The 14,140-nt window shown below is 68.3% G+C and carries 16 protein-coding genes; 8 read left to right on the plus strand and 8 right to left on the minus strand.

The window, feature by feature from the left end:
- Positions 1–573: 573 nt before the first annotated feature.
- From HII36_RS26815 to HII36_RS26825, 3 genes are all read left to right on the plus strand, one after another.
- Positions 574–1,500 (plus strand): oxidoreductase, encoded by a 927-nt coding sequence (locus HII36_RS26815; RefSeq protein ID WP_173526020.1) that lies wholly within the window; start codon positions 574–576, stop codon positions 1,498–1,500.
- Positions 1,501–1,597: 97 nt separating this feature from the next.
- The gene (locus tag HII36_RS26820; RefSeq protein ID WP_173526021.1) at positions 1,598–2,413 is read left to right on the plus strand and encodes an alpha/beta fold hydrolase; all 816 of its coding nucleotides are present in this window, start codon (positions 1,598–1,600) and stop codon (positions 2,411–2,413) included.
- 16 nt (positions 2,414–2,429) lie between these two features.
- Positions 2,430–3,311, plus strand: a complete 882-nt coding sequence (locus HII36_RS26825; protein ID WP_328807911.1) for a helix-turn-helix domain-containing protein — start codon at positions 2,430–2,432, stop codon at positions 3,309–3,311.
- A 131-nt stretch (positions 3,312–3,442) separates the two neighbouring features.
- On the opposite strand, the gene HII36_RS26830 is transcribed toward HII36_RS26825, so the two are convergent.
- Both HII36_RS26830 and HII36_RS26835 read right to left on the minus strand, forming a co-directional pair.
- Positions 3,443–3,706, minus strand: coding sequence for a hypothetical protein (locus HII36_RS26830; RefSeq protein ID WP_173526022.1), 264 nt, complete (start codon positions 3,704–3,706; stop codon positions 3,443–3,445).
- Positions 3,707–3,733: 27 nt separating this feature from the next.
- Complete coding sequence (locus HII36_RS26835; protein ID WP_173526023.1) at positions 3,734–4,372, minus strand: DUF6973 domain-containing protein; 639 nt, start codon at positions 4,370–4,372, stop codon at positions 3,734–3,736.
- A gap of 335 nt (positions 4,373–4,707) precedes the next feature.
- Here HII36_RS26835 and HII36_RS26840 point away from each other — a divergent pair, with 335 nt between their 5' ends.
- The gene (locus HII36_RS26840) at positions 4,708–5,640 is read left to right on the plus strand and encodes a hypothetical protein (protein ID WP_173526024.1); all 933 of its coding nucleotides are present in this window, start codon (positions 4,708–4,710) and stop codon (positions 5,638–5,640) included.
- A 72-nt stretch (positions 5,641–5,712) separates the two neighbouring features.
- Here the strand turns inward: HII36_RS26840 and HII36_RS26845 are convergent, their stop codons facing one another.
- From HII36_RS26845 to HII36_RS26860, 4 genes are all read right to left on the minus strand, one after another.
- Complete coding sequence (locus tag HII36_RS26845; RefSeq protein ID WP_173526025.1) at positions 5,713–6,525, minus strand: hypothetical protein; 813 nt, start codon at positions 6,523–6,525, stop codon at positions 5,713–5,715.
- 96 nt (positions 6,526–6,621) lie between these two features.
- A complete protein-coding gene (locus tag HII36_RS26850) occupies positions 6,622–7,536 on the minus strand; it encodes a hypothetical protein (protein WP_173526026.1) in 915 nt (304 codons plus the stop codon).
- Between the two features lie 85 nt (positions 7,537–7,621).
- Positions 7,622–8,557, minus strand: coding sequence for a tetratricopeptide repeat protein (locus HII36_RS26855; protein WP_173526027.1), 936 nt, complete (start codon positions 8,555–8,557; stop codon positions 7,622–7,624).
- Between the two features lie 2 nt (positions 8,558–8,559).
- A complete protein-coding gene (locus HII36_RS26860; protein WP_173526028.1) occupies positions 8,560–8,721 on the minus strand; it encodes a hypothetical protein in 162 nt (53 codons plus the stop codon).
- Between the two features lie 157 nt (positions 8,722–8,878).
- Here HII36_RS26860 and HII36_RS26865 point away from each other — a divergent pair, with 157 nt between their 5' ends.
- Positions 8,879–9,787: a DUF2690 domain-containing protein gene (locus tag HII36_RS26865; RefSeq protein WP_173526029.1), complete on the plus strand. Its 909-nt coding sequence runs from the start codon at positions 8,879–8,881 to the stop codon at positions 9,785–9,787.
- A gap of 235 nt (positions 9,788–10,022) precedes the next feature.
- On the opposite strand, the gene HII36_RS26870 is transcribed toward HII36_RS26865, so the two are convergent.
- Together HII36_RS26870 and HII36_RS26875 are read right to left on the minus strand one after the other, a co-directional pair.
- Positions 10,023–10,559 carry a DinB family protein gene (locus HII36_RS26870; protein WP_173526036.1) on the minus strand — a complete coding sequence of 179 codons (537 nt, stop codon included), beginning with the start codon at positions 10,557–10,559 and terminating at the stop codon, positions 10,023–10,025.
- Positions 10,560–11,257: 698 nt separating this feature from the next.
- Positions 11,258–11,866: a TetR/AcrR family transcriptional regulator gene (locus HII36_RS26875; RefSeq protein WP_173526030.1), complete on the minus strand. Its 609-nt coding sequence runs from the start codon at positions 11,864–11,866 to the stop codon at positions 11,258–11,260.
- 50 nt (positions 11,867–11,916) lie between these two features.
- Here HII36_RS26875 and HII36_RS26880 point away from each other — a divergent pair, with 50 nt between their 5' ends.
- From HII36_RS26880 to HII36_RS26890, 3 genes are all read left to right on the plus strand, one after another.
- Positions 11,917–13,290, plus strand: a complete 1,374-nt coding sequence (locus HII36_RS26880) for a M14 family zinc carboxypeptidase (RefSeq protein WP_173526037.1) — start codon at positions 11,917–11,919, stop codon at positions 13,288–13,290.
- 170 nt (positions 13,291–13,460) lie between these two features.
- A complete protein-coding gene (locus tag HII36_RS26885) occupies positions 13,461–13,808 on the plus strand; it encodes a DUF4259 domain-containing protein (protein ID WP_173526031.1) in 348 nt (115 codons plus the stop codon).
- A gap of 61 nt (positions 13,809–13,869) precedes the next feature.
- Positions 13,870–14,140, plus strand: a 271-nt coding sequence (locus tag HII36_RS26890; RefSeq protein ID WP_173526032.1) for a transposase, incomplete at its 3' end; no start/stop codon positions are given.

A 14,140-nucleotide genomic window follows, 5' to 3' on the forward strand; every position in this document is an offset into this window, starting at 1 on the left:
CCGTGCGTGGCCTACCGTCCACTGGCTTCCTGGCCGGTATCGCGCCACGTCAGCCCATCCTCCTCAACCCGGCTCGGATGCGCGCCCGCCAATCGCGGACGAATTCGCGCCACTTGTCGGGGACGGTATTCGCGGTGATCGGCCGGACTTCGCGCACCGGGCGATTTCGAGAACGTCGCGACGTCCCACCGCGCCCGCCGTACCGTCGGCCTGCTGCACGAGGCCGGGGCGCGCATCGTCGCTCGGGCCTTCCGGTCTGGCCGACCGTGGCGCGATCGAGCCGGGGCCGCGCGCCGACCTGGTTCTGATCGACGGCGACCCGCTCGCCGACATTCGCGCCACCCGCGACGTCCGGCGCGCCTGGTGCGGGGGCACCTCCCGTGAGCCGGGGCGGAGCGGGTACTTGACGATCACTGTCTAGTACTTGATACTCGTCGTCAAGTAGTCCGGACGTGCGCATCCGCGGTGATTCGGCGGCGGACGCCGTCTCCCGCGCGGTGGTGCGACGACGAATCACGTCGCCCGGCGTCCAGGACATCCGACCCGCGTTCCCCCGCGAGAAAGAGGCCGACAGTGAGTCAGGACCCCGTCACCCGCGCCGGCCGGTTTCGAGCGGCCGGTGGCTTGAGCGTCAACCGGCTCGGCTACGGTGCCATGCAGCTGCCCGGCCCCATGATCTGGGGCCCGCCCGCCGACCGGGACGCCGCACTCGCGGTGCTGCGCCGGGCGGTGGAGCTGGGCGTCGAGCACATCGACACCAGCGACGCCTACGGCCCGCACGTCGCCAACGAACTGATCCGGGAGGCGCTGCATCCCTACCCCGAAGGCCTGGTGATCGCCACCAAGGTCGGCGTGGTGCGGGACGCGTACAAGACGTTCAACGCCGAAGCCGGTCCTGAGGCGCTGCGCGCGCAGGTCGAGGAGAACCTGGCCACCCTCGGCCTGGCCCGGCTGGACCTGGTGTACCTGCGGGTCGGCGGGGACGGCATGCTGTTCCCCGCCGAGACCCCGTTCGAGGAGTCGTTCGGCGCGCTCGCCCGGCTCAGGGAACGCGGCCTGATCCGCCATCTCGGGCTGAGCGGCGTCACGGTGGAGCAGGTGGCCACGGCCCGCGAGACGGCTCCGGTGACGTTCGTGCAGAACCGGTTCCACCTGCTCGACCGGGACGCACTGGACGTGCTGCGTTACTGCGAGGAGCACGGCATCGCGTTCGTGCCGTACTTCCCGCTGGTGTCGGGCATGCTGAACCCCGGGATCGACAAATCACGACTTCCGCCGGGTCTGCGGATGACCGGGGAGCAGGAGGCGACCCTCGACGCGATCGCCGCCAGGCACGGTGCCACCCGCGCCCGGATCGCGCTGGCCTGGCTGCTGGCGACCTCGCCGGCGACGCTGCTGATCCCCGGCACCAGGTCCGTCGCCCACCTGGAGGACAACCTCGGGGCCGGCTCGATCGAGCTGACCGGCGACGACATCACGGAACTGGACAAGTTCGCCTGATCCGTACCCGTTCGCTCGCTGACACCTCACCGAGCCGGGTTCTCTACGGGAACATTTGTCCAAGACCGGCAGCCGACCGCCCATGCATGGTTTCCGTATGAATGAGTACGCCATCGAGCACTCGCAGCGGATGCACGTGGTCCAGGACGGCCCGCGGCAGGCGCCGCCGGTGCTGCTCATCCACGGGTCGGGGGCTTCGAGCGGCTTCTGGGGCCCGATGGTCCCGGCGCTGGCCGCACACCACCACGTCATCCGGGTCGACCTGCCGGGCTGCGGCAAGTCCCCGTCCGCGCCGTCCTACGACGTGCCCGCGCAGGCGGGCCAGGTCGCGGCGCTGCTGGACGACCTCGGCCTCCGTCACGTCGCCGTGGCCGGGCACTCCAGCGGCGGCTACGTCGCCACCGCGCTGGCCGAACGACGTCCCGACCTGGTTGGTTCGCTCGCACTGATCAGCAGCGGCCCACGTCCGGACGCGCTCCGCCGGCAGCCGTTCATCCTCCGGGCCCTGCTGGCCCCGCCGCTGGGCCCGCTGCTGTGGCCGAGACGTTCGGCTGCGATGATCCGCAAGGGGATCGGCGCGACGGCCGCGCGCCCGGTGGACCTGCCGGACGACGTGGTCGCCGACGTACAAGGCATCACCTACCGCGTGATGCGGACGGTGCTGCGCCACAACACCGCCTACATCGCCGAGCGGGGCGTGCCCGAGCGGCTGGTCGCACTCCAGGTCCCCGTACTGGTGATCTTCGGCGGCGCCGACCCCCGCTGGGAGCCGTCGTCGGCACACCAGTACGCCGCGGTGCCGAACGCGCGGGTCGAGCTGCTGCCCGGCGTCGGGCACCTCCCCATGCTGGAAGCACCCGAGACGACCGGCGAACTGCTGCTGGACTTCACGGCGACCACCCGTGGTGCCTGATGCCTAGACTGGGAATGTGCTGCCGATCGGGACACCGCTTGACTGGGCGCGGGTGGACGTCGCGATCCCGCGCCCGCCGGTTCGGCTGCCGGGCATCAGCATGGCCGGGTTCGACCACCGTGCCCCGGTCCCGTCCCCGGTGGACATCACCATGGTCGCGTACCCGGCTGTCACCCTGCTCGTCGACCTGAGCGGGGAAGCCGGCGTCGCCTACGAAACCCCCGGCCGGCACGAGCACGGCAGCGTCGTGGTCGGGCTCCTGCCCGGCGACCTCCGGGCGACCGGCCGGGGCGCGGGCCGGCTGCTCCAGATCCGGCTGGAGCCGGCCGCGGCGGCCGCGGTGTTCGGCGCGTCGGCCGAGCTCAGCGGGACGGTGGTGACCCTCGAGGACCTCTGGGGCCGTGACGCCGAGCGAGCCGAGGACAGGCTGCGCGCCGCCACGTCGTGGGACGAACGGTTCGCGATCGCGCACGACATCCTCGCCCGGCGGCTGGACGCCCACCCGCCGGTCGACCCGCAGGTCGCCCACGTCTGGCGGCGAACGCTCACCGGCCGGGGCCAGGTGCGGGTCGACGGCCTGGCCGACGAGGTCGGCTGGAGCCGCAAGCGCCTGTGGTCCCGCTTCCGTTCCCAGCTCGGCATCACGCCCAAACGCGCCGCCCGGCTGGTGCGCTTCGACCACGCCGCCCACCTGCTCGCCGCGGGTCACGCGGCCGCCCGCGTGGCCGTCGAGAGCGGGTACGTCGACCAGTCGCATCTGCACCGTGAGGTCATGACGTTCGCCGGGCTCACGCCCACGGCGCTGGCGGCCGCGCCGTGGCTCGCGGTCGACGAGCTCGCCTGGCCGACCCCATCACCGGCCGGGCGTATGGCGAAGGGTCGGCCCGGCCTTCGTTGACCGGCTCGCCTGCATGATGCGGCGGTCGCGCAGTGAAAAAGCCCGCCGCATCAGGACAACGTGCTGGCCGAGCCGTACTTCGCCCGGCCATCCGGCGCCCTCGCCTTGCTGTGGCCCAGGCGCCTTGTTCGTCAGTCGCCGCCGTCTCCGCCGCCGTCTCCGCTGTCCCCACCGAAGTCGGCGGAGCCCGTGTCGAAGCCGCCGTGTCCGAAGTCCGTGGATCCGAGGTCGTAGGAGTCGGTGCTGTAGGTGGAGTGGTGACCGCTGTTCCACTGTTCGGCGGACCAGGTGCTGTCGGTGTTGGTGGACAGCGTGTTGGTGCGCTCGTGCTCGATGTAGTTGTCGACGCTGTTGGGATCCTCGTCAGGACGGCGCAAGAAGCTCCACCAGGCCATGGGTGTCCTACCTTTCGTGGTGTCGAGTCAGGCGGCGCCGCGGGCGCGACCGGCCTTGTGGGGCTGGAGATAGACGAGGTAGTCGCGGGCGTTGTCGAGGTCCAGGGCCCGCGCTTGCTCGTGGGTGATGGGGACGGCGTTTTTCGCGCGGTCGATGCAGAACGCGATGATCTGCTTGTCGGTGCGGGTGTGCCCGGCGCGTTGGGCCACGGTGTTGTTGAACACGTCCATCCGAGTCGTGTCGGAGACGACGCCCTTGAGCGCATCGGGCACGGCGTCTGCTTCGTGTATCGCGCCCAGTGCCCGGGCGAGCCAGTCGTTGCCCCACATCTTGGTCGTCATGAGTCCCTGCCAGACACAGTGACGCAGCGCGTCGCGCTGGTCATCGGCGCCGCTCTGGTTCGGGAAGACCTCATCGGCGGTGGCATAGGCCGCCCATAGGGACGACTGGACCACGTCGCACAGCGGCTTGCGTAGATCCATCTCGCTGCAGACCCAGCGAACCAGTTGCACCTGCTCCGCAGGCGGGTTCGGGTCGGCTTGAGCGGGCGTGGTCGTGGTCCCGAACGTGACCGCTGCGACCAGGGTGAGGATGGCGGCCAGGCGGCCGGTAGTTGCGGGCGCTGCGGTCGGACGAGGAGCGGACGAGGACGGATTGGAAGGCATGAAATCTCCAGACGTGGTGGGAATGGTTCCGGCGGATCGGCCAGCCGGCGAGGTCGCCCTCCGCTCCGTCGCTCCAGGCGGCACCGGCGTAGAACACGCACGGCGCGAGGAGGAACGGAGGGCGGTGTCAGGGCAAGCATGCGCGGCACCGCCCGTGTCCACACCCCTTCAGGGCCGTCCTGGACGTCCTGGACGTCCTGGACACCCGGCCGGCAAGGGGATGTACAGGCTTGTTGGGGTCCGGTAGAAAGATGCCATTAGCCGTTCGCTGATCTTCTTGCGGGTTGCGCGGCTCCCCCTGGGCGCGGCTCGGAACGGGGAGAACCTTGGGCGATATGACGCAAGAGCCGGATGCGCCGAACACGCTGCGGAAACTGGCCGCCGAACTGCAGGAGTCGGCGCGGGAAAAGGGATTGTCGTTCCGGGATCTGGAGCGGTTGGCACGACATGCGGGAAAGACACTTCCCCGCTCGACGATTCACAGCATGTTGACGTACCAGAGAGGTCTGACCGAGCCGAGAGTGCGGATCTTGGCGGAGGTCTTGGGCGAGGACCCGGACTTGTGGGCCGCAAGGCTGGCGGCCTCGATCCACGTCTCCTCTGGGCAACCGGTACGGGGCGCGTCCGAAGAGGATCCCGGTCCGCTGCCGGAGCCGCATTCGTCCATATCGGAGGAACGGCGGGAAAAGGCTCGGTGGTGGAGCACCCCGAAGGCGCGGTTGGGAGTGCTGGCCGTCGTGGTCGTCGCGCTCGTCGGCGGCGGAGCCCATGCCCTGACCCGCTACGTCGGCGATACCCGGAAACCGCAGCCGGCCGCGGTGGCCACCCAGTCTCAGTGGCTGGGGAAGCCGGACTTCGCGGGGTACTGCCAGCAGACCGGTCAGGGCGACCTGGCATACAACGAGCGGAACAAGGGTTACGGCTACCGCTGCACCAATCCCAACAGCGCGGGCCTTGATGCCCAGAACGTCTGCGCCTGGACCTATAAAACCAAGGTCACCAACCGGATCGGTGACTTCAACGACGCCACGACCTGGCAGTGCTGGACCGCCCCCCACGGCAGACTCGGCGCCCTCGACTTCCGTGCCTATTGCACTGCCCGCGGACAGACCGCCAACCTCATCGGGGACAACGCGTACAGCTGGCACTGCGGTACTGCGAAGATCAGCGGTGATGCGGCGTGCCGGGTTCTCTACCCCCGCTACCCCGCGGCGGTCAGCCGCTTTCAGACCTTCTACGACCCCGACTCCTGGGAGTGCTGGGCCTGAGCACGCGATCAGCTCGGGCGTCCCGCACCGTACGCCTTGCGACCGCCCTGACCAGCGGCGATGGTTGTTGGATCAGAGATCGTTGAACTTCGGGTCGTCGGGATCGAACCGGACTTCCGTCAACAGTTTCTTCGGCACGTCGCGGGTGACAAAGAATACTTGGACTCCGGTCAACGGATGAGATCCGGCCAGCAGGAAGACCATGTCGTGGTAAGGCCGGTACGAGGTGTACTGGTAGGTCCCGTAACCCTCCATGCCGTACTCGGTCCGGTATTCGGTGAACGGCATCAGATACGAATTCTCGGCGGAGTCGACGAGTCGTGCCATGGTCTGCACACCCCATCGGTTGAGCCACGCTTCGCGCAGCCAGATTTCGGACGTCCAGACCATGAGTGTCAGGAACACAGTGAAGACGAAATCGGCGCCAGGGGTACGGTCTTCTTCTCCCGCATCGAGCGTCACCCACTCCATGAGGGCGAAGAAACACAGCAGGATCATGAGAAAACCCAGTACGCGCACCAGTTTGACGCCCAGCTTCGCCGTGACCTTCAGTGCGCCGTTCCGAGCCGGCCGGACGGGCTCGTACCAGGGGACGAGCTTTCGCGCGAGCCGGCGCAGCAGCCCGACCACAACGAGGAGGAGCAGCCATGGCGGGAATTCCAGCCAGACGGCGGCAGGCTGGCCGGGATTCAGCCCGAACATCGCCAGCAGCGTGGCGTGCATCCACTCCGGGACACCGAGCAGCCACCCATCGAGAACATTCCGCAGCTCGCCCATCAATGCCGCGCAGGAAGCGGCGGCTTCGGAAGCGAGCCAGCGGAACGGGTAGGCGGCTATTACATCCATGGCCGCGCACGCCATTCCGGTCCAGGCGATGACGGCCACGATGCGGGCACCCCAACGGACGATGCAGGCCGCCCATCTCCTTCTATTCATTTCCTGCCTCAAAGTTGTATTTCACTGGGCGAAGGCGGTGCCGGGTCATCGGCCGTGGGCGAAGAAGACCGTGGTGTCGTAGTTCAGGCTCAGGGCGTAGAGCAAGCCGGAATGGACGGCCAGCACGGCCGCATACGTGACGATCACGCCCGTCAGGTCGGACGACTCGGGGGTGACCGGATCCGACGCGAGGATCAGCGTCTTCACGAGCCCGGCGATGCCGCTCAGGGCGGCCGCGGTGAACACGATGAGGGTGTAGGCCCGCGCCCACAGACGTCCGTTCAGCAGACCACGCGCGACCAGGATCGACATCACGACGTTGATCAGGAGCGGCGGGGCGTATTGTGCTTCCTCGAGCTCGATCAGAACGTGGCCGATGGCGATCACGGCGAGGCCGCAGTAGGTGACGCACAACCAGATCACCGCCGGCGCGGTCGCGTGGCCGGCCCTGTCAGGATCGGCCAGCGCCTCCGCATGGGTACGGCCGGCCTCCTGATGAAAACTGGTCGCGGATCGGCTGGCCATCAAAACGATGATGACCACGCAAATGACGATGCTCGCGGCGACCTTGAAGAAGCCGGTTCCGTACAGGGCGTCGGAGATGCTGCTGCGCTCCGCGAAAATCACCGTCAGCAGATGGGCCGCCAGCGCGAGACTCAGCAACTCGCGTGCCCTGCGCAGCCCCCAATGAACTCCGGCGCCAGCCGCTGCCAGCATCACGCCGAGCAGGAAGAACGCCTGAAGCGGAAGACCGTCGATCGTGGGGGACCAGCACTGATCCCCGGTATTCGAGGCCCCGGGAGTGAAGGAATCGGTCCTCTCGCAGAGGGGATTCGGGGTGGAGATGAGCAACAGCATCTCCGTGAGCCATCCGGCGGCCAGGATGTAAGTGAGAAATGCGGCGGCGTGCAGAGACTCGGGCAGGACTCTGCGGCCGCGCAGGCCGGCAAATGTGGTCATCGGCTGCTTTCCGAGTGAGGCTGAATCGGTGGGCCGGAGAATCGGGCTCGACCTGCGCGGCGGTGCTCGACGGCAAGATCGTCCGTCATGAGCCGGCGCCTATCTGCGCGCGGGCCAGCGCCAAGCCCCTGTCCAAGTCTGTGCTGGTAACGGCCAGCAGTTTCTGGGTTACCGTGACGGGCAAGAGCCGCTGCGCTTCCTCGAATACTCCGACGGCCTCCGCGAACTGCCCATCGTCGCCCAGCGCCGAGCCGAGCTGGAACATCGCGAAGACCAGTCTCTCGCCGGCGTGCGTGGCGCGCTCTGTTTCCACCGTCGCGCGCAACATCATGCGGCCGCTCTCGTCATTCTGCGCCCTGCCCAAGGCGCAACCACTGTGAAGACGCAAGGCCGCGGCGTTCTTGATCGTCAGGTCCCGGGACATCGCGACGGCTTCGAGGGCGAGCGGATAGGCCTGCTCTTGTCTGCCCAGTTGGCTCAACAGGTTCGCGAGCCTTCCCTGAGCTTCAATGAGTGGCTCGACGGTGCTCGCGTCGATTTGCGATCCAACCGCCTTCTGAAGGCCTGACAGCGTCTCAACGGCCCCTTCCCAGAAGGTCACCGCACGATCTTCGTCCCCTTCGGCCAAGAGGAACTTGCCGAGCAGCAATTCCGCGCTGCCGAAAAGGAAGAGCCCGACCGCCGCAAGACCCGGCCGCGAGGCCATCTTTCCGGCGACGGAGGCGGCTTTCGTGGCCGTGTGGATGGCCATTAGCCGGTGCGCCGAACGGGAGGCCTCGTCCAACGGCAAAAAACCCGCCAGCCACAGGATGTTGGCCGCGTGTATGTAGCACCGACTGGCCACCGGCTGGTTCGCGCTGATTTCCGACAGGCGTTCCAGGTCTTCGACCGATTGCTTGGCTTGCGCTACTGCCGCAGGTACCAGCGAAATGTCCGCCTCGCAGGAGTGGGCTGCTTGGATCAGTAGATCCTCGATGTCTTCAACCTTCATTTTCGGCGCAGACCGCTTGAACCAAGCCATCTTCACTTTCCTTTCACGCGCGGGATCGAGCAGATCTCGTTCGAGAGGGAGGCCGGGTCGCCTCTGGAGATGCGTGAGCAGATCGTCGCCGCATCCGACCATGAAGTGTTCGTGGCAGTGGTGGTCGGGGCGTTGAACTGCTCGTCGCGCCAGCGGTCCAGCATGTCGAGGTCTCGCCATCACGTACGGCACTACTCGAACCGGGGATACGGCCTGCTGGTTGCCAGGTCCGAATCTGATTCATCGTCACGGTTGTCGTCCAGGGCTACCATGGCGCGTAGACAACGCGTAGACAACGTTTGACAACGAGGAGCTGCGGTGATGGCCCGTCCTGAGACGGAGTTGGACCCGGACGCAGACCCTGTCCAGGCATTCGCGTTCGAACTGCGGCGGTTGAGGGAGAAGGCTGGAAAGCCGGCTTATCGTGAGCTCGCCAAACAGGCCCATTACTCCGCCGCCGCGCTCGCTCGTGCGGCGGACGGCCACAAGCTTCCCACTCTGGAATTGACTCTCGCCTATGTGGCCGCCTGCGGCGGCGACATGGAGGAATGGAAACAGCGCTGGCACGACCTGGGCACGTCCGGGAACGCTCCGCCTATCGCCGCCCCCCGACCTGTTCCGGCCGAGAACCCGGCTCCGCAGGAATTCGCATCCGAGGTAATGGCCGCGGTCGAAACGCCTCGACCACGAGCAGGGTTAAGGAGCAGGCGGCGTTGGACGGTGGTCATCATGGGCGCCGTTCTCCTGCTGGTCGTCGGGACCGTACTCGCGTTGATCTTCTCGACGGCCGGCCCGCCCCCGATGATCTGGACCAATGCCTCGCATGTGCTGCCGCTCTCCGTTGGTCCCGGGCAGACTGCCATCGACGGAGCCGATCCGATGCGAGCGGAATGCACCGACGCGGCCACGATAGCCAGCGAGCAGGTCTGGATCGGATCAGTGAAATACGGGCTCCTCGAACTCAGGCATTCACGGATCTGCGGCTCAGCCTGGAGCCGGTTCAACCCGCACGGCTCTCTGATCAACCACCCGTCCCAGGACATTCTCATTCGGCTGGAAACCATTCGTTCAGCTGACAGCACGGTCAGCCGGGTCGAAGAGGCCTTCGTCCGAGACCATCATTGGGCGGGCATGCTCCGCACGGACAAGGGATGCGTACGGGCACGCGGACAGATCACCATCGACTCGAATACCTCGGAAATACTCCAGACCATCTGCGCAACGGGATAAAGCCAAGGCGTTCAGCCCGAAGGCGATCATCACGCGACGACGGCCGGTGGGCCGCGTTGCCGGGACAGGAACGCTCCTGCGGTTCCGGCGAACACGCCGAGCGGTACGAGCGCGGTGAGTCCACCGGGCCGATGGTGGTGGGGTCGTCGGAGTCGCGCGCCGTACCAGTTGCGCCAGGGGCATTGTTCGCGGTCGGACGGAGCGACGCGCGGCCGTCAGCGGCATGCGGACGGTGTCAGAGGTTCCATCCGCACACGACCAGGTATCCGTCGACGGTGGTGAGCAGGTCGGAGGTGGGGTCGTCGGGCAGGGCGTGACCGAGGTCGCGGTTGCGGACCTCGCCGATCCAGCGGTCGTGCTGGTACTCGTGGTTGATGATGGCCATGAGCAGGGTCTGGGCGATGATCTTGAGCTGGGCGGGGGCGCCGACGTCTCCGGCGCCGATGGCGTTCATGCGGGCGTGGACTCGTTCGCCGACGGTGGCCCGGAAGTCGGCCAGTCGCCGGGGGTCGGGTAGGGGCAGCCGGTTGGCCTCCGGGTTGGCGGAGTCCATGAGGTCGTCCAGGTCCGGTGCGGGGCTCGGTTCTGCCGCTGTGAGGTTGCGGACCATGAAGTGGGCGACGTGGGCCTGGTGGCCGAGATGCCAGCCGATGGGGCTGAAGTCCGGCTCGGGACGCCAGTGCAATTCCTCGGTGGTCAGGTCGCGCCAGAGCTGGTCGGTGTAGGCGCGGGCCCGGTCGTACTCCGCCAGCAGTTGCGGGATCTCATGCATTGCGGTCACATCCGATCGTCGTGTGGGAACCGGTTTTCTGTACGAAAGCGGTGGGGGCGTACGGCAGGCAGATGGAATGCCCGCGCCGAGCGGTCGCCACGCCGCCGACGGTGCCGCATCGGTGCGCGGTATGAGCGGCGACGACAGGGCGGGCGGCCCGCTCGTCGGCCGGGAGGGCGCTTTTGGCGTGTCCGACGGTTTCGGTCGATGCGTAGTGGAGCCGGCGGGCCGCTGGTATAGGGCTGATGTCCGAACAGGTCGTGGTTCGTCAGGTGCTTGACGTCGGGGGGCGGGGTGCAGTGTTCGCGGCTCCAGACCTGGACGTGCAGTGCCGCCGGTCGGCCGAACAGCTGCGCCAACTGCATGGTAGTCACGGCTGTGGTGAATCCGGGATCGGCAGCGGTGGCGGGCGCGAACCCGAACAGGGCGGCCGGGTGCTGTCCGGCCCGGACATGTCATGGATTTCCGTACCGGGCCGCTCCAGCTCATCGCGGCGCTCGCCAGAACGGGGTGCGGCAGACGGTCACGACCTTGACGACGCTGCCTATCCAGGCCGGGGTGGCGCGGCGGGACCTGCCAGTTCCGGCCCCAGCGCGCCGTGAAAGTCGATGCTCGCCGTGGCGGGCTGCTGGTTCTGGAGCCCTGGCCCCTCGATCCGGTCTACCGGCGTGACTTCGAAAGCGCCACCGCCGGTGAGGTCAGGGTGGTCCGAGGACGTCCGGGGTGATCAGGGCGCGGGCGGTGGCGGCGAAGTAGTCTCCGGGAGCGGCCTCGGCGAGGCCGAGGACGACGCCTTGGCTGAGTCCGACCAGGAGCGCGCGCAGCGCCGTGGCCAGGCGTCGCGCCTGCCGCGACGTGACGGCGGTCCCGTGGTGGAGCCTGCCGGACAGCAGTGCGGTCAGGCGTTCTTCGTGTGCCTTGACGGAGGCGGCGAGTCGGGGTGCCAGTTCGGGGTCGCGCAGGGCCAGGTCCTGCAGGCTGATCTCGAACGACAGGTGGCGCAGCGCGTCGGGGTCGTCGCACAGCCGGTGGTAGTGGCGGGCGAAGACCTCCACCGCCTCCGTGAGGCTCATGCCGGACGGGACGGCCTGTTCGATGCCGTCGTAGTGCGGGCCGAGGTAGTCGGTGACCACGGCGATGAGCAGGCCGTTCTTGCTGCCGAACAGTGAGTAGACGGCGCCGGTGGTCAGCCCGGCCTGCTCGGCGATCTCCTCCAGCTTGGCTCGGTGGCCGTCGCGGGCGACGATCAGCCGCGCGGCCTCCAGCAGGGCCCGCCGGTTGTGCTCCTTGGCCTCCGCCCTTGTCATTCTCATAATCCTATTATTACCGTAATCTCATTATGAATGTTGCCGAGTACATGAGCCGTGTCCCCGAGCGCGCTGCATTCCCGTCCGTCGACGAGCTCCAAGCCGAGCTGCGGGAGCTGGCGGCCACCCATCCCGACCTGATTCGGACGCGCCGGATCGGGACCTCGCGGCTGGGGGAGCCGCTGTACGCAGTCACGGTCGGTGACGGCCCGGCGGACGCGGTGGTCATCGCCGGGCCGCATCCGAACGAGCCCGTCGGGAACGTGACCGCGCTCACGTTGATCGAACTGCTCTGCGAGGACGCCGCACTCCGGGCCGAGCTGGGCCTTCGCTGGCACATCGTGGCGTGCGCGGATCCGGACGGGGCCCGGCTGAACGAGGGCTGGTACGGCAAGCCCGGCGACCGCCGCGCCTACGCCGAGCACTTCTACCGTCCCGACCTGGCCGACCAGGTCGAATGGACCTTCCCCCTCACCGCCGGTGACTACCGCTTCGACCGCCCGCTGCCGGAGACGCGGGCGCTGATGCGCCTCATGGACGAGGTACGCCCGTCGCTGGTCTGCTCGCTGCACAACGGCGAGTACCAGGGCGCGTTCTTCTACCTCGACCGTCCCGATGCGACACTGGCGCGGCGGCTGGCCGGACTGCCCGGCCTGGAAGGACTCCCGCTGCACCACGGCGAGCCGGAGCTGCCCGGCGCCGAACCGATCGTCCCCGCCGTCTACCTGACCCCGCCGGGGGCGCGGGTGGGCCCGGCCTTCGGCGCGGGCGGCAGCAGCGCCGACTACGCGGCCGCCTTCGGCGCGCTCCACCTGGCCACCGAGGTGCCGACCTGGGCGGACGACCGCGTGGCCGACCAGAGCCCGACCGGCCGCGGCTACAGGCGGATCCTCGCCGAGGGAGCGGCGGCCCGGCGCGAGCTGATCGACGTCATCGAGGCGGCCATGCGGGCCGTGGCCGGCGACCTGAGCGTGAGCTCGCCGTTCCGCCGCTCGACCGAGAACACCCTGGAGACCTTCCGCAGGCTCGGCGAACTGGAAGAGGCCGCGTTGGACGAGGTCGTGCTGGACGAGGCCGTGCCGGAAGGGGTCGCGCTGGATGAGGCCGCGCTGGAAGGGCCCGGGCTGGACCGCCCGGCCACGACCGCTGAGGAGTTCGGCAACCGCCAGCTGCTGCACTTGATGCGGCTGCGCCTGCTCGGCACGTTCCTGCGCATGCTCGACGCGGAGATCGCCGCGGGCAACCTGACGCCGGCGATCCGCGAGCAACGGCACCTGCTCGCCGAACGATTCGAGACGTGGTACGGCCAAGCCGAAGCGGACCCGCCCGGCCTGCCGATCGAGGTGCGCAGGCTGGTCGCCGTCCAGTTGGGCGCCATCCTGGCCGCCGCCCTCCACCTGGCAGAACCGGCGGCGGGCCGGTGAACGGGTTGCCGCGCCTGTCGATCGGAGCGGGGCCGCCGCTGATCGTCCTGCTCTTCACCCCGGAGGCCGCCATCCGACCGGCCTGGGACGCCGCTACCTGATGCGAACGGTTGAGCGGGGGCGATCTGGTCGGCATCGTCCCGCAGACGGCCTGGTGGAATCATCGGGCTGTGGGCACCTGGGGCAAGGGACCGTTCGACGACGACACGGCGATGGACTTCTTTGATGAGCTGGCCGATTGTGACGCCACCACGGCCCGCAGCGCCGCCGTGGACTCGATGCGCCCTTGCGCCCCGGACACGCGCAAGATCGCTGCCCTTACTCGTTCGGCGCACGTCTCGGCTGTGCTGCTCGCAGGTCTGAGGCCGGTCCCCGAAGATCCGCAGCGCGTGGTGGCGCCGCTGCCGCCTGGAATGCTCGTTGAGTTGGCCGCTGATGCTGCGGTGGCCGTGGAACGGGGGTTGCGTCCACGGGAGTGGTGTACGAGTTTGACCTGGTCAACAGGCGTGGCGTCGTGAAATGGCGACGGCCATCGCGTGATCCTTCGAAAGCGCAAACCAAGATCGAAGGAGGCACGTGATGGCCGCGGACAACAGTGTGACGCCCGAGCAGTGGCTGGCACAGCAGATCCAGACCGGTGACCCCGACTTGTTGCGATCCATGGTGAAGACCATGGCTGAGGCGTTGATGTCGGCCGAGGCCGACAGCTTGTGCGGGGCCGGCTACGGCGAGCGTAGCGAGGAGCGGACCAACCGGCGCAACGGTTACCGCACCCGCGAGTGGGACACCCGCGCAGGATCGATCGAGCTGGCCATCCCGAAGCTCAGGTCGGGCTCGTACTTCCCGCACT

Source organism: Nonomuraea antri (genome assembly GCF_013283785.1).
GTDB lineage: Bacteria > Actinomycetota > Actinomycetes > Streptosporangiales > Streptosporangiaceae > Nonomuraea > Nonomuraea antri.

Bases quoted from the DNA above. Each gene is read 5' to 3' on its own strand.
- HII36_RS26820 (WP_173526021.1), top strand. From the start codon at position 1,598: ATGAATGAGTACGCCATCGAGCACTCGCAGCGGATGCACGTGGTCCAG.
- HII36_RS26830 (WP_173526022.1), bottom strand. From the start codon at position 3,706: ATGGCCTGGTGGAGCTTCTTGCGCCGTCCTGACGAGGATCCCAACAGC.
- HII36_RS26835 (WP_173526023.1), bottom strand. From the start codon at position 4,372: ATGCCTTCCAATCCGTCCTCGTCCGCTCCTCGTCCGACCGCAGCGCCC.
- HII36_RS26840 (WP_173526024.1), top strand. From the start codon at position 4,708: ATGACGCAAGAGCCGGATGCGCCGAACACGCTGCGGAAACTGGCCGCC.
- HII36_RS26850 (WP_173526026.1), bottom strand. From the start codon at position 7,536: ATGACCACATTTGCCGGCCTGCGCGGCCGCAGAGTCCTGCCCGAGTCT.
- HII36_RS26855 (WP_173526027.1), bottom strand. From the start codon at position 8,557: ATGGCTTGGTTCAAGCGGTCTGCGCCGAAAATGAAGGTTGAAGACATC.
- HII36_RS26860 (WP_173526028.1), bottom strand. From the start codon at position 8,721: ATGCTGGACCGCTGGCGCGACGAGCAGTTCAACGCCCCGACCACCACT.
- HII36_RS26865 (WP_173526029.1), top strand. From the start codon at position 8,879: ATGGCCCGTCCTGAGACGGAGTTGGACCCGGACGCAGACCCTGTCCAG.
- HII36_RS26870 (WP_173526036.1), bottom strand. From the start codon at position 10,559: ATGCATGAGATCCCGCAACTGCTGGCGGAGTACGACCGGGCCCGCGCC.
- HII36_RS26875 (WP_173526030.1), bottom strand. From the start codon at position 11,866: ATGACAAGGGCGGAGGCCAAGGAGCACAACCGGCGGGCCCTGCTGGAG.
- HII36_RS26880 (WP_173526037.1), top strand. From the start codon at position 11,917: ATGAGCCGTGTCCCCGAGCGCGCTGCATTCCCGTCCGTCGACGAGCTC.